Raw genomic sequence first — 13011 nt, 5'->3', positions numbered from 1 at the left:
TGGCGCCTGCGAACTTTAGCCGGGCGATCAGCGAGCCCGAGACCAGTTGACCGACTTGCAAACCAGCCCACCGACGACGCATCCGCGTGTCACAAGGCTCTGTTTCGCCACCTTGAGCTGGATCGAATAGGTCAGCTTCCGCTTTGCATCCAAGGCCTTGCCGGCCAGCGTATCTGCCGACTTCGGCTGCAGCGTCAGGACAAGCTTGTCGCCGACGGCCTCACCGCCGCTGGTATCCCTGATCCAGACGTTGGTGGCGCAGATCTGCGAGCCGCATGGGCCTATCCGAACCCGTGCGTTGCCGTCGCCGCGCATCCACACGCCGCTGGGGTCGGGCGCCGCCACCGCCGGTCCGCAGAGTGATGTAACAAGTAGAAAGCCCGCCGCGATCGCCAGTCGGCTCATCAGTCGCCTCATCGTTGATTTTAGGGAGCTACGAACGGTGTTCCGAGAGAGTTTCGGCCACGCGAAACTATCCTCGGTCGATACCGTTCCTGGAGCATCGCAACGTTGAGGAAAGCTGGACGCAGCATGATCAAGACCTACGGCATCGCCTATCTGACGACCGCGGTGGTGTTCCTGTGCATCGACGCTGTCTGGCTGACAGTGATGAGCAGCAGGCTCTACAAGCCGCTGCTGGGGCCGATGCTGCTAGACAGTTTCAATGTCCAGGCAGCAGCGCTTTTCTACATCATCTATATCGCAGGCGCCGTCTATTTCGCGGTCCAGCCTGCCTTGCAGACCGGATCGTGGACGACCGCCGCGGTGCACGGCGCCGCGTTCGGCTTCTGTGCCTATGCCACCTACGACTTGACCAACCAGGCGACGCTGAAGAATTGGCCCGTCACCATCACGATCGCCGATATCTCATGGGGCACAGTGCTTACCGCAATCGCGGCGACATCAGGCTTTCTCGTCTCCAGCAGCCTGTCGCGCAGTCCATGATCGCCGTCAGCTTTTGCTCCGGGAAGCAATTAGGTTCATCACAACAAGGCCGATAAAGGCTGTCAGCGTTCCGGCGCTCAAGGCATTCATCTTCAGAAAGCCGGCATACTCCTCGGCCAAATAGAGGTGAACCGGTGCGCCGTAGCGCCCGTGCAGCAACACGAAGGCCAGGAAGCCCACGATCGCTATGGCGATTGCAATGGCGCGCTCGGTTGGCCGGAACAGCACGAAGCCCAGCAGCACGCAGGGCAACAGGAAAATCTCCACACCGGAAGCGACGCCGAACACCTTGGCGCTCAGCACCGTGTTGCCGATTCCGGCCAAGGGCAGCAGGGCGCGCCCGGCAATGCTGTGGACACGTGCGAGTGCCGGGACGCCGAGGAAAAACGGCGTCGAGACGAATGTGTAGAAGGAAGGTGCGATGTCGGGGCCTACCGACCAGTAGACATAGAGCGGATAGAAGGGCTGGTTCCACAGGACCACAAGGGCGACCAGGTTGGCCGTGGCGACGAGCGGATCGTCATGCGCGAAGTAGGCTTTCGCCGCGTTCCAGCAGGCCCTCATTGGTCCCGGCCGGGATGGCGTTTCCAATCCTAGGCGACCGCACGCAGGCGATAGTGGCTGACGCCCCATTCCTCGCCGCCCGCATGTCCGAACAGGCCGGCGGTAGCGAGGAAAAACAGCCGCCAGCGCCGGCGCCAGATCAACGCGTCCTTGCCGTAGACCTCGGCGAGGATACGGTCGATCTCGGGCAGGTTGGCATCGAGATTGGCAAGCCACTGGTTGGCCGTGCGCTGGTAGTTGCGGCCGTCCCACCGCCATTCCCGCTCGACGTCGAACAGGCCGGGGAAATGCCGGATCAGGTCGCGGCTCGGCATGATGCCGCCGGTGAAGAAGTGCTGCGCAATCCAGTCGGACTTGTCGCGATGGTCGAAACGGTAAGACCGACTCTTGTGCGTGAAAACATGGATGAAAAGCAGTCCCTCCCGCGTCAGCCAGGACCGCACGCGTTCGAGAAGCTTTTGCCAGTTCGACATATGCTCGAACATCTCGACGGAAACGATGCGGTCGAACATGCCGTTTGGATGGAAGATGTTCATGTCGGCTGTCATGACACGGATGTTTGTGAGCGCTTTGGCCCGGGCTTCCGACTCGATAAACGCCTTTTGCGGTGCCGAGTTGGAGACCGCGGTGATCCTGGCGGTGGGAAAACGCTCCGCCATGAACAGTGTCAGCGACCCCCAGCCACAGCCGAGTTCGAGGATGTCCTGGCCATCGGCCAGCCCGGCATGCGCGACAGTCTCCTCCAGCGCCAGCATCTCCGCCTGGGCCAGGCTTTCATCGCTGCGCCGGTAAAGGCATGAGGAGTATTTGCGCCGCGGCCCGAGCACTAGGCCAAAGAAGGCCGGCGGCAATTCGTAGTGCTGTTCGTTGGCCTCTTGCGTGTGCTCGGCAATCGGATGATCGGCCATGGCGTGAACGAAAGCCTGCTCCTTCGCAGCCGGAGTTTCCAGCAGGTTTCTGCGGGTGCGTCCGACCAGGAAATCGATACCGGTGCGGGTCACCGGATCGGGAAGCGGGCTGCGTTCCAAGGTGCGTATGGCGGATGCGATGAGGTTCACGAGGCGCGGCCTTTCGATGCCTGTGTAGGAGTATGGCGGGGCGGCCCCGGCCAGAATGCATTAACGCGCGCCTGGTAGGCACGGAACTTTTCGCCGCGCGATTTCAGCATGTGCGCTTCGAGCGGCGGAATGCCGGATACATGAACCAGCAGCCAGTACATGAAGAGCGGGCCGGAGGCGGCCAACCAGCCCCATGGGTAAGCGCCGGCAAAATCCAAGGCGATCGCGACATAGGCCAGCCACCCGAACCATTCGAAGAAATAGTTGGGATGGCGCGAAAGCCCCCAGAGGCCGACGTCGCAGATCTTCCCCCGGTTGGCCGGGTCCGCGCGAAACCGCGCAAGCTGACGGTCGGCCAGGCCTTCCCCAAGGATGGCAATCACCAGAATGGCGATGCCAAGCCAGTCACCAATTTGCAGTTGCGGGGCCGGATTGCGGGCAGCCGCGAAGATGGAAAGAGCAAGCAGCAACGCTGCGCCGGCCTGCACCTGGAGGAACAGGAAAAGCCGGCGTGGAAAATCCTCGCCCCATTCGCCCCGCAACTGCGCATAACGCGGGTCGTCGCCGCCGCTCAGTGTTCTGGCCGATATATGCAGCCCAAGCCTGATCGACCAGATTGCCGCGAGTAGCGCCACGATCACCGGCCGTGTCGCCGATTGCTGCCAGCCAGGCAATGGAACAAGCGCCATCGCGATGCCGGCAGCGCCCACAGCGAACGACCAGATCGCATCCACCCAACCGGACTTGCCGCTTCGAATGGCGATTGCCCAGGCCGCCGACATGGCAAGGGACAGGCAAATGCCGACACAGACAAACAACGTTGCAAACGTCACATCATAGCCCTTGCACGATCATGGCGATCCGTTGCGTGAGTTACGAATCGCGACCGGGGCAAGTTTCTCGCGCTCTTGCGATTTTGGACCATTCCTTTGGCGCGACGCCATTTCCGGCGAGCATGCCGCATCCACGCGATGCCGGTTCGAAGGCAAAAGACCGGGCTGCCAGGACAGGAGGCCAGTCCCGGCGAAGCTCGCCTGCTACTCGGCGGCCTTCGTCTCAGGATCGGCAAGCTTGTCGTCCCAGGTCACCGCCCGGTAGTCGAAACCATATTCCAGCGTCGGTTTGACGATGCGGAAATAGGGCGACAGGTCGAAATCGCGCGGCGTGTAGAGCGAGTGGTGGCGGATGTGCAGGATTTCCTTGCGCGAGTAATTCGACTGCGCCGAGGCGCGGCCGGGCGCACGGGTGATCTCGGGCAGGATCGGATAGCGGATCTGGCCATAGGCCTCGGCGATCAGCGTCGAGCAGATCGCCCGTGTCGGGTCGCCGGAGCCGAAGGCCAGCATGCGGCGCCGCCAGCGCACCGGCACCGGCGGCGTCGGGAAGAAAAACCGAAGCATGTCGAAAATGTTCTTGAGGTCGTATTTCAGGCCGAGCCTGCCGATCATGAACGCGACGACCCTGTCGCGGTCTTCAGGCGCCAGCCCGCTCGCCCGGCAGATGCGGGTGTTGTAGGTGCGATAGCGCGACAATGGCACGGCGACGCAGCCTTCGCCGATCGTGACCTCGATCAGGCGCTGCCGCTCCGAGCCGTCTGCCGGTGCGGGCAAGGCATCGCCGATATAGAAGGCCGCATGCGACCAGGTCGACTGGGTCAGGTATTTGATCGCCGCCGAGATCTTCTGGTTACCCTCGATCAGCAGGATGTCGCCGGGCTCAAGCGTGCGGCGCAGCGTTTCGGCATCGGACGGGGTGTAGGGCTCGTAGCCGGACGATTCTTCCTGCAGCCGGCCGGCAAGCCAGCGGCCAAGTCGATCCAGAAGCGTGTCGCCGGGCTCGGTCATGCTCCATGGCGATTAGCATGGGCGGGTAATGAGGGCTAGCGCACGCCTTCCTTCCCCCGTCCGGAGCGCGAGGAAGAGCGCCCTACGATGCCGCGGCCTCTTCCGGCGGCGCAGCCAGATCGTCGCGCCTTGCGGGCCAGTTTGCGTGTCGAGCGTTTGGGACTGTCGCCGAACAGTTCGGCCGCCTCGGCAAGGCAGCTCTTCTTCAGCTGCTTCTCCGACCGTTTCAGCAGCTTGGCCAGAAGTTTCGTGTCCCCGGGCGGCCCGAGCGGCTGGTCGTCGGCCTCGAGCAGCGCGCGCATCACCAGCACATCGTGCAGGTCGCCCAGCCGCTCGCCCAGTTCGTCGACCGCCTTGCGCCGGGCCTTGATCGGTGTCGGCCACAGCCTGCCGAGCAGCGACAGATGCATGCCGTGGGTCTTGGCCGCCTTGCGCAGATCGTGGAAATCATCGGCCGCTCCCCGCGATCCGGCCTTGTCGAGCGCCTTCCTGGCGCGGCGCAGCGTGACGCGGGCGCCTTCGGCAAGCACGTCGGCCGCCTGTTCCGGCTGGTCGGGCAAGGCCAGCCTGTCGATGCGGTGCAGGCCCTCCTCGCAGGCGGCGGTCGCAGCACCGATCGCCGCTTCGAGCCCGCTGCCCTCGTGCAATTCATGCTGGTGGGCGATCAGCCTGTCGCGAACCGCGCCCAGCCCATCGTCGGCGCTCTCCTTGGGAAAGCTTGCCGCCAGCCGGTCGATGGTTTCGATCAGCGCCGTCGCCTCGCGCGGGCCGGCAAGCAGGGCTGCCACGTTGCGGTAGCACTGGTTTTCGGTCTCACAGAATGTTTCGTCACCGGAACGAACCAGGCGCAACAAGGCGCGAGCGCTCTTCAGCCGCTTGCGGCATTTGTGCAGCGCCTGTTCCGGCCGGCTCCGTGCGGCGTCAAGATGATGCAACGCCTTGCCGATCTCCTCGGCAAGGATTCTCCTGACCTCGCCGGTCAGCGGCAGGCGCGGATCGATGCGAAAGCTCATGCGGCGATCTCCGGAATCCCACCAAGGGCGAGCGACGCGTTGTAGAATTTCTGCTCGCCGGTGACTTCACGGCCGAGCCAGTCGGGCAGCATTTCGTCCGGCACGTCCTCCGGCGTCTCAAGTTCAGCGACCACAAGTCCCGCAAGCGGACCGCCAAAAACATCGACTTCGTAGAGATAGCCACGGTGCCTAACATGGTGACGTGTCTTCTCGATGACACGTCCGATGGCGAAGTCCAGCATCTCCACCGCCTCCGACAGCGGGATCGGGTATTCGAATTCGTCGCGCTCGCGCGCCTTGCTGCCGAATTTGAGCGTCAGCTTGGCGGAAGTGCCGTCGCTGATGCGGATGCGCACCGTGCGCCCGGGGCCGGCCGCGAGGTAGAACTGCAGGATGCGGATATCCGCCTCGGCCAGCTCCCGCCATGCGGTGCTGGTGACCAGGAATTTTCGTTCGACTTCCTTGCCCATGGCCGCGCACTAAAGCGGTTGCCGCTGCCCATGGCAAGACGGTGACATACACGGACTGGCGTTCGTGAATTGACTTTAATCAATCGATTGATTAAAGTAACGGGATGATCAAGCAGCCCGATGCCAAAAATCTTCGCCGCGAAGCATCTCCCGCCGAGATGACGCGTGCGGCGCTTGTCCGCGCGGCGCTGAAACTGTTCGGGAGTCAGGGGTTTGACGGCACCTCGACGCGCGAGATCGCCGCCGAGGCGCGGGCCAATATCGGCTCGATCGCCTATCATTTCGGTGGCAAGGAGGGTCTTCGCGCCGCTGCCGCCGACTTTATCGTGGAGACCATCCAGGGTGTAGCCGGCCAGGCGCTCGGCAATGTACAGGCGCCTGCGCCGGGACCAGCCAATCCGGAGGCGGCGCAAGCGCTGCTCTTCGCGGCGCTGGAGCGGATGGTCGGCTTTGTCGTGGCCAGCCCGCAGGCCGGCGAGATCGTGCAGTTCGTGTTGCGTGAGCTTTCGCATCCGACGGCAGCCCTCGACCGCATCTATGACGGCGTCTTCGAGCCGACGCATCGTCGGCTGTGCCAGCTCTGGGAACAGGCGACCGGCGAGCCCGCCGAAAGCGAGGCCACAAGGCTCACCGTGTTCACGCTGATTGGCCAGGTCATCTATTTCCGCATCGGCCGCGAGGCGGTGATGCGCCGCATGGGCTGGAAAGACATCGGCGCCGCCGAGGCGGCCAAGGTGGTGGCGGTCACATCGGGTAATATCAAGGCCATATTGGCTTCCAAAAAGAGCAAAGCATGAAGGGGCAAAGACCATGAGCTTTCTGTGTTCGCTGCCGCTCGCCGCGCAGCTCTTCTCGGCCTGTGCCCCGGCTGCCCCGCTGGCCGTCGGCTATGTCGAAGGCGACTATGTGCTGCTAGCGCCGATCGAGGTGGCGCAGGTCGAGACCGTCACTGTCAAGCGCGGCGACCGTGTGGTGCCTGGCACGACCGTGGTGACGCTGGAAAGTGCCGATGCCAAGATCGCGGTTGCGCAGGCGCAGGCCGGCCTTGCCCAGGCGCAAGCGCAGTTGGCCGACCTGCAGATCGGCAAGCGGCCGGAAGAGATCGCCGTGCTGAAGGCCGAGGTCGACATGGCCAGCGCCCAAGCCGCCGACGCCAAGCGCAAATACGACCGCGCCGCCGATCTGTTCAAGCGCGGCGCCGGCACGCAGGCGGATTTCGACACCGCGTCGGCCACGCTCGAAACGGCCAATGCCCAGGTCGGCCAGGCCAATGCCAATCTCGCGGTCGGCGGCCTGCCGGCACGGCCCGAAACGATCAAGGCCGCCGACAATCAGGTCAAGCAGGCGCAGGCGGCCCTGGAGCAGGCGCAGTGGCGGCTGTCGAAGCGGGTGCTGGCGGCGCCTTCGCCGGGCCGCGTCAACGATGTCATCCGCAATCCGGGCGACACATCAGGTCCGACCGCGCCTGTGATTTCGATCCTGCCCGACGGTGCGGTCAAGCTCAGCGTCTACATACCGGAGAGCGCCTTCTCCTCGGTCAAGGTCGGCACCTTGCTCGGCGTCCATTGCGACGGGTGCGGCCCGGATGTGAAGGCGCGCGTCAGCTATGTTTCGCCAGATCCCGAGTTCACCCCGCCGGTGATCTACTCCCTGGAGAACCGGCAAAAGCTGGTCTACCTCGTCGAGGCGCGGCCGGAGGGCGATGCCGGCCCGCTGCAACCGGGCCAGATCGTCGATGTCGATCTGGCGGACAGCGCAAGATGAACGCCATCGACGTCCATGGCCTGGTCAAGCGTTTTGGCGACAAGACCGTCGTCGACCATGTGACGATGTCGGTCGCCGAGGGCGAGATCGTCGGCTTTCTCGGCCCCAACGGTTCGGGCAAGACCACCACCATCCGCATCATGTGCGGCCTGCTGACGCCGGACGAAGGCGAAGGCACGGTACTCGGCTTCAACATCCGCACCGACAGCCTGCGCATCAAGCGCGAAGTCGGCTACATGACGCAGAAATTCTCGTTTTACGAGGATCTGACGATCGGCGAGAATCTCGAATTCGTGGCGCGCCTCTACCGGCTGAAGCCGGTCGAAGAGCATGTCGCGAGCACGTTGGAGGACCTCGGCCTGACGTCGCGCCGCAACCAGCTGGCGGGCACCTTGTCCGGCGGCTGGAAGCAGCGGCTGGCGCTGGCCGCCTGCATCATGCACAAGCCGAAATTGCTGCTGCTCGACGAGCCTACGGCAGGTGTCGATCCGAAGGCGCGGCGCGAGTTCTGGGACGAGATCCATCGCCTGGCCAGCGGCGGGCTGACCGTGCTGGTCTCCACCCACTACATGGACGAAGCCGAGCGCTGCCACCGCATCAGCTATATCTCCTACGGCAAGATGCTGGCCACCGGCACGGTCGCCGAGGTGGTCAGGAATGCCGGGCTGACCACCTTCGTCCTGCAGGGTCCGCGGCTCGATCAGGTCGCCGAAGCGCTCCAAGGCCGCCCAGGCGTCGACCAGGTGGCGCCTTTCGGCGCGACGCTGCATGTCGTCGGCTCCGACAAGAAGAAGCTCGAAGCCGCGCTCGCCGATGTCGAGAAAGAGCACAAGGGCGTGAAAGTTTCGCCCGGCGAAACCAGCCTTGAGGACGTCTTCATCCAGTTCATGTCCGGCTCGAAGGACAACATGGCATGAACAGCGTCTTTTCCTTCGCCCGGCTTGGCGCCCTGCTGATCAAGGAGTTCATCCAGATGCGGCGCGACCGCATCACCTTCGCCATGATGCTGGGTGTGCCGCTGATACAATTGGTGCTGTTCGGCTACGCCATCAACAACGACCCGAAAAGCCTGCCGGCAGCACTCGTGGCGACGAGCAACGATCCCTACACGCGTGCCATTGTCGCGGCGCTGCAGACCACCGGCTACTATCGTTTCGACCATGTCGCGCAAAGTGCCGCCGAGGCCGAGTTCCTGATATCGCGCGGCGACGTCGCCTTCGTCGTCACCATCCCGGCCGATTTCGCCAGGCGGGTGGAGAGCGGCAACAACCCGCAGATACTCATCGAGGCCGACGCCACCGACCCGGCGGTGGCCAGCGGCGCCATCTCGACGCTCGGCACCGTCGCCAGCCAGGCGCTGCTGAGGGCGCAAGGCACGCAGGAAGCCGCCGCCGAGGCCGCCAAGGGCCAGCTCGATGTCGTCGTACACCGGCGCTACAATCCCGAAGGCATCTCGCAATACAACATCGTACCCGGCCTGCTCGGCGTCATCCTGCAGATGACCATGGTGATGATGACCTCGATCGCGCTGACCCGCGAGACCGAGCGCGGCACGATGGAGAACCTGCTGGCCATGCCGTCCAGCCCGCTCGAGATCATGATGGGCAAGGTGCTGCCCTATCTGGCGGTCGGCGGCGTGCAGGTGGTGGTGGTGCTGGCGGCGGCGAAGCTTCTGTTCGCCATCCCCTTCACCGGATCGATGTCGCTGCTCCTAACCGCCGTGCTGATCTTCGTGCTGGCGCTGGTGCTGCTCGGCTATACGATCTCGACCATCGCCCGCACGCAAATGCAGGCGCTCCAGCTCACCTTCTTCTTCTTCCTGCCGTCGATCATGCTGTCAGGCTTCATGTTCCCCTACCGCGGCATGCCGGACTGGGCGCAGGCCTTCGGCGAGATCTTCCCGCTGACGCATTTCCTGCGCATCACCCGCGCGGTGATGCTGAAGGGAGCGGAACTGCCGGCCGTGGCAGGCGAGATCGGCTGGCTGGTGGTGTTCGTGGCATTGTTTGCCGGCGTCGCGTTGGTGCGGTTCAGGCGGACGCTGGATTAGACTCGAAACTTAGCCAGCAACAGGCTCAGATCTCGTGGACTTTGGGGCGGCACGTTCAGTCGCCTCAGATTGTCCGCCGAAGGGTTAAGCGCTTACCATTTCCGTTTTGGAATATCATACGCTTGGATCCGACCGATTAGCGCAGATCCATATCGCTCCCGTAGCTTCTCGATGAATTGTGGCTCCACGCTGTTCACGAAACCCAACATTCCCTTAAGAACCCCCAACTCAGTCGAGTTTAGTTTGTCCTGAGATGCGCGATGCACCGTGGCATGCAAGAGTCGCTTTCGGGCGTGGCCAACGGAGACCTTCCCGTCGTTGGTGAGCGTTAATCCTGTGACCTTGCGGCCATATTTACGAGTAACCCGCGTTGTCTTTTCATTGTTCACGGTGAGTTTCGGATAACCCAATCCCCTGAGGGTCGATCGTACCATCTTCTCTACGTTGACGAGATGACCTGTTCGCGGAGCGGAAAATGTGAGGTCGTCGGCGTAGCGGGTGTAAATCACGTGGTCCTTGGCTACGGCCTCCGAAATGCGTTTGTCGAATTCGAAGAGAAGCGCATTCGAGACAAACGGCGAAGAAGGCGCTCCAATCGCCAAGCGTAATGTCGAGCTTCTCTTTGGGCGCTGAAACATCAGCAAGCTCGTCAGCTGGATATCCACGAGATCACTGATCGCACCAGTTTCCTTGCAAAATTCTACCCAATCGTGAGGTCTGATTGAAGGAAAGAAGTCCTTGAAATCCATCTTTAAGATAGGCCCGCCACCCACATGACGAAGCGCATTGTCCCTTATTGACATCCCCTCGCGGTACGCAGTCGCAGCTTCGTGCACTGGGAGCCTGCGCAGCAATACTTCGATGAGGGCGCGTTGGAGGAGTTTCACCTCACGAGCAGGTTGGGAAATTGTTCTATGCCCGCCGGAGCGCTTGGGAATTTGATAAGTCTTGTACCTCACCGGCGCCGTTCGGATAATACGCTCAACAAGGCTCATTTCCATACCGGTTTCGATGGCGAGGATTCGCACTATGTCGCTCATTTGAGCGCGCCTTTGAAGGCTGCCTGAATCACGCTGAAGCGCGCGTCGTCATTTGCCTTCCAAAATTCGCTGATTTGGGCGCGCCACCTCTCTCGCGGCTCGACCTCCTTTGCCTTTCGAAGCCTATATTCGATCGCGTCAGCCTTGTTAGGTATGGCACAGTAGTAATCAACAAAACCGCGCCTGTCCTTCAGTATCCACTCCGCATTGATGGCGCAGAGCAGGTAATCAGCCAATTTGCCATGCTTAAGCTTCACGTCAAAGCCGGCGACTAAAGCTTCGATCTCCTCGATTGTCAGTGCTCCGTAGTGCTGGATCAGTCCGACAATGAGCTTGATGATGTGGCCGGGCCGCTCTGGATTAAAGGTCGTAGGCTCCTTCACTTCACGGCGACGCGCGTTGATCGCAGCCACGATCCGGCTTTCAAAGACACCGATGTCGAGATCGCCTACATCCTTGATGCTTTTAATATTGAGGTCATTCCTATTGACGACACAGACTGATGATTGCCCAATGTTGTTTTGAAGGAAGAGAAGTGGGCCGAGCTTGATAAAGGAATCGGCATTGTAATTCTGGTCATCAATCACGACTAGCAACCGGTCGGCGATCTCCTTGATCATCGAAAAGGCGCCGAGTTCGGTGAAGCTGCCATTGCTCTCGGAAAACAGGACGACGAGATCCACTATCTCAGCGAATTCCGTCTCGAAGCTGAGAATGTCTTTGTACTGGCCATGGGGAGGGAAGATCCTGAAATCTTCCGGCATGATGGTGTGATACGAGCGGAGACTTGGGTTGGCGTAAATCCGAGTGAACGCTTCACGCAGCGAAATTGGCTTTGGGTTCTTAACGTCGGTCTGACCGCCACACAGAAAAATCAGCGGGCTCGGAGCACGCACATGTATCGTGCCCGCGTCAATTCGATCAATGAGATCGACTATGTCACCCCCGGCTATCACTTACCCTTGGAGGTGTGGAAGAACGTGGAGTTTTACCGAGCGGAGCGGCCACTTGTGGCGGTAAGACACCACGTTGTTCCACACCGGATAAAACCTATCAATCAATTGAGGTCTGACGAAACGTCGGACCAAGCACAAAAAGTGCTTTTCGCGTAAGCTATACACTGTCTCTCACCCCCCAAAGATTCTGTCAAGCAGAGTGCCTCTGGCAATTGTGAAGAGCAATACCCGGACGGTAGTAGCAGGCCAATAGTGGCGTTCTTATTCGTTTAGCGATTTCGGGCCGCTGACGAAGGCGCTCCCCTTGACGTAAAACCGTAGCGGGCGATCCGCGTCCTTCGTAATGCCGATCCGGATGCCCTGCCCGATGTCCCCGGCCTGATGATCATCAACTGCCAGCCATAGCGGGCCTTCCCGGCACAGATCGAGCCCGTCGAGAGAACGATCGATCCGCAGTGCCTGGGCCAGCCTTCCCGGTCCCCGCGCCAGGTCGCGCAAGCGCTCGATGCCGCGATTGAGCCGCATGATCGCAATGCCTTCGAGCGGCTCGAGCGCCCTGATCAGCACGCCGGTTCCGATCCCCGGCGTCTCGCTCGAGACATTGAGCATGTAGGAGATGCCGTAGGCAAGATAGACATAGGCGTGCCCAGCCTCGAGAAACAGCGAACGGTTGCGCGGGGTCATACCCCGGTAGCCGTGCCCGGCGGCATCACCGGTCACATAGGCTTCTGTCTCGACGATGCGGCCGCTGGCGATGCCTTCAGGCAGCTCGCGCACCACGAGTTTGCCAACGAGGTAGCGGGCAAGGGATGCCGTATCACCAGGCAGTTCCGAGCGCGCGAGCGGGCGATGGATGGCCATGCTCAGCGCGGCCAGGTTTCACGGCATCCGCTCGACCCATTGCGCGCGCGAAGATCCCGGCTCGAACGGATCGGCAAAATACTGGGTCTCGTGGGCGACCTTGCCATCGACGAACTCCATGATGCTCACGGTGTAGGACGGCCGCCCGTCATAGGCGAGAACAAATTCAGTGACCCAGAGATCGCCCGCGCCGACTATCCGCCGAACCGTGAAGCGCTTGCGGTTCGGCTGCGCGGCGCGGGACGACTGGATGTTTCGCCGCCCGCTGATGCGCTCGCCCGACTGCGGATAGTCGAGCACCGCGTCCTCCCGGTAGATCTGGTGTTCCGCCTCGAAGTCGCTGGCATCGGAGGCGGCCCAGTGGCGATCCAGAGCCGCTCTTGTCTCCAGGTCTCCCATGTCGGATCTCCCTTAGACATCGCCGTCGTGGACTGGACCGGGGTTTA

At 62.1% G+C, this 13011-nt stretch carries 15 protein-coding genes and 1 pseudogene; 5 read left to right on the top strand and 11 right to left on the bottom strand.

All coding sequences use genetic code 11. From position 1 onward, the window contains the following. Positions 1-27 precede the first annotated feature (27 nt). Positions 28-405, bottom strand: coding sequence for a DUF2147 domain-containing protein (locus tag MESCI2_RS0133485; protein WP_032901457.1), 378 nt, complete (start codon positions 403-405; stop codon positions 28-30). Positions 406-534: 129 nt separating this feature from the next. Here MESCI2_RS0133485 and MESCI2_RS0133480 point away from each other — a divergent pair, with 129 nt between their 5' ends. Further along, positions 535-945, top strand: a complete 411-nt coding sequence (locus MESCI2_RS0133480; protein WP_027040303.1) for a DUF2177 family protein — start codon at positions 535-537, stop codon at positions 943-945. A gap of 6 nt (positions 946-951) precedes the next feature. Here MESCI2_RS0133480 and MESCI2_RS0133475 read toward each other — a convergent pair whose 3' ends face one another. The 6 genes and pseudogenes from MESCI2_RS0133475 to MESCI2_RS0133450 form a co-directional block, all read right to left on the bottom strand. Continuing rightward, positions 952-1509: a hypothetical protein gene (locus MESCI2_RS0133475; RefSeq protein WP_027040302.1), complete on the bottom strand. Its 558-nt coding sequence runs from the start codon at positions 1507-1509 to the stop codon at positions 952-954. 29 nt (positions 1510-1538) lie between these two features. After that, positions 1539-2567: an SAM-dependent methyltransferase gene (locus MESCI2_RS0133470; RefSeq protein ID WP_027040301.1), complete on the bottom strand. Its 1029-nt coding sequence runs from the start codon at positions 2565-2567 to the stop codon at positions 1539-1541. Then, positions 2564-3400, bottom strand: coding sequence for a DUF1295 domain-containing protein (locus MESCI2_RS0133465; RefSeq protein WP_027040300.1), 837 nt, complete (start codon positions 3398-3400; stop codon positions 2564-2566). Before MESCI2_RS0133465 ends, MESCI2_RS0133470 begins: the two co-directional genes overlap by 4 nt. Positions 3401-3604: 204 nt before the next feature. After that, a complete protein-coding gene (locus tag MESCI2_RS0133460) occupies positions 3605-4411 on the bottom strand; it encodes a YiiX/YebB-like N1pC/P60 family cysteine hydrolase (RefSeq protein WP_027040299.1) in 807 nt (268 codons plus the stop codon). 82 nt (positions 4412-4493) lie between these two features. After that, positions 4494-5424, bottom strand: a pseudogene (locus tag MESCI2_RS01000000136010) (CHAD domain-containing protein). After that, positions 5421-5894, bottom strand: coding sequence for a CYTH domain-containing protein (locus MESCI2_RS0133450; protein WP_027040298.1), 474 nt, complete (start codon positions 5892-5894; stop codon positions 5421-5423). Before MESCI2_RS0133450 ends, MESCI2_RS01000000136010 begins: the two are co-directional and overlap by 4 nt. 104 nt (positions 5895-5998) lie before the next feature. Between MESCI2_RS0133450 and MESCI2_RS0133445 the strand changes: the two genes are divergently transcribed. Genes MESCI2_RS0133445 through MESCI2_RS0133430 form a run of 4 tightly spaced genes read left to right on the top strand, consistent with a single transcriptional unit; the run spans position 5999 to position 9708 of the window. Continuing rightward, positions 5999-6691: a CerR family C-terminal domain-containing protein gene (locus MESCI2_RS0133445; protein ID WP_027040297.1), complete on the top strand. Its 693-nt coding sequence runs from the start codon at positions 5999-6001 to the stop codon at positions 6689-6691. A gap of 13 nt (positions 6692-6704) precedes the next feature. Beyond that, the gene (locus MESCI2_RS0133440; protein WP_023813487.1) at positions 6705-7658 is read left to right on the top strand and encodes an HlyD family secretion protein; all 954 of its coding nucleotides are present in this window, start codon (positions 6705-6707) and stop codon (positions 7656-7658) included. Further along, positions 7655-8575: an ABC transporter ATP-binding protein gene (locus MESCI2_RS0133435; protein ID WP_027040296.1), complete on the top strand. Its 921-nt coding sequence runs from the start codon at positions 7655-7657 to the stop codon at positions 8573-8575. Before MESCI2_RS0133440 ends, MESCI2_RS0133435 begins: the two co-directional genes overlap by 4 nt. Further along, complete coding sequence (locus MESCI2_RS0133430; protein ID WP_027040295.1) at positions 8572-9708, top strand: ABC transporter permease; 1137 nt, start codon at positions 8572-8574, stop codon at positions 9706-9708. The genes MESCI2_RS0133435 and MESCI2_RS0133430 overlap by 4 nt, the downstream gene beginning before the upstream one ends. Positions 9709-9800: 92 nt before the next feature. Here MESCI2_RS0133430 and MESCI2_RS0133425 read toward each other — a convergent pair whose 3' ends face one another. The 4 genes from MESCI2_RS0133425 to MESCI2_RS0133410 all read right to left on the bottom strand — a co-directional run bounded on the left by MESCI2_RS0133425 (position 9801) and on the right by MESCI2_RS0133410 (position 12964). Next, positions 9801-10748 (bottom strand): retron St85 family RNA-directed DNA polymerase, encoded by a 948-nt coding sequence (locus MESCI2_RS0133425; RefSeq protein WP_032901455.1) that lies wholly within the window; start codon positions 10746-10748, stop codon positions 9801-9803. After that, positions 10745-11644 carry a retron St85 family effector protein gene (locus MESCI2_RS01000000136005; RefSeq protein WP_210164817.1) on the bottom strand — a complete coding sequence of 300 codons (900 nt, stop codon included), beginning with the start codon at positions 11642-11644 and terminating at the stop codon, positions 10745-10747. The genes MESCI2_RS0133425 and MESCI2_RS01000000136005 overlap by 4 nt, the downstream gene beginning before the upstream one ends. Before the next feature lie 321 nt (positions 11645-11965). Beyond that, positions 11966-12565: a DNA-3-methyladenine glycosylase gene (locus MESCI2_RS0133415; protein ID WP_027040292.1), complete on the bottom strand. Its 600-nt coding sequence runs from the start codon at positions 12563-12565 to the stop codon at positions 11966-11968. An 18-nt stretch (positions 12566-12583) separates the two neighbouring features. Further along, a complete protein-coding gene (locus MESCI2_RS0133410) occupies positions 12584-12964 on the bottom strand; it encodes a nuclear transport factor 2 family protein (RefSeq protein WP_027040291.1) in 381 nt (126 codons plus the stop codon). Positions 12965-13011: the final 47 nt, after the last annotated feature.

Origin of the sequence: Mesorhizobium ciceri WSM4083, assembly GCF_000519305.1 — a bacterium.
In the GTDB taxonomy this organism is placed as follows: domain Bacteria; phylum Pseudomonadota; class Alphaproteobacteria; order Rhizobiales; family Rhizobiaceae; genus Mesorhizobium; species Mesorhizobium ciceri_B.
Note: the sequence above shows the minus strand (reverse complement) of the source record. Positions and strands in the feature narration are given on the sequence as shown.

Bases quoted from the DNA above. Each gene is read 5' to 3' on its own strand.
- MESCI2_RS0133475 (WP_027040302.1), bottom strand. From the start codon at position 1,509: ATGAGGGCCTGCTGGAACGCGGCGAAAGCCTACTTCGCGCATGACGAT.
- MESCI2_RS0133450 (WP_027040298.1), bottom strand. From the start codon at position 5,894: ATGGGCAAGGAAGTCGAACGAAAATTCCTGGTCACCAGCACCGCATGG.
- MESCI2_RS0133430 (WP_027040295.1), top strand. From the start codon at position 8,572: ATGAACAGCGTCTTTTCCTTCGCCCGGCTTGGCGCCCTGCTGATCAAG.
- MESCI2_RS0133440 (WP_023813487.1), top strand. From the start codon at position 6,705: ATGAGCTTTCTGTGTTCGCTGCCGCTCGCCGCGCAGCTCTTCTCGGCC.
- MESCI2_RS0133415 (WP_027040292.1), bottom strand. From the start codon at position 12,565: ATGGCCATCCATCGCCCGCTCGCGCGCTCGGAACTGCCTGGTGATACG.
- MESCI2_RS0133425 (WP_032901455.1), bottom strand. From the start codon at position 10,748: ATGAGCGACATAGTGCGAATCCTCGCCATCGAAACCGGTATGGAAATG.
- MESCI2_RS0133485 (WP_032901457.1), bottom strand. From the start codon at position 405: ATGAGCCGACTGGCGATCGCGGCGGGCTTTCTACTTGTTACATCACTC.
- MESCI2_RS0133435 (WP_027040296.1), top strand. From the start codon at position 7,655: ATGAACGCCATCGACGTCCATGGCCTGGTCAAGCGTTTTGGCGACAAG.
- MESCI2_RS0133410 (WP_027040291.1), bottom strand. From the start codon at position 12,964: ATGGGAGACCTGGAGACAAGAGCGGCTCTGGATCGCCACTGGGCCGCC.
- MESCI2_RS0133445 (WP_027040297.1), top strand. From the start codon at position 5,999: ATGATCAAGCAGCCCGATGCCAAAAATCTTCGCCGCGAAGCATCTCCC.
- MESCI2_RS0133460 (WP_027040299.1), bottom strand. From the start codon at position 4,411: ATGACCGAGCCCGGCGACACGCTTCTGGATCGACTTGGCCGCTGGCTT.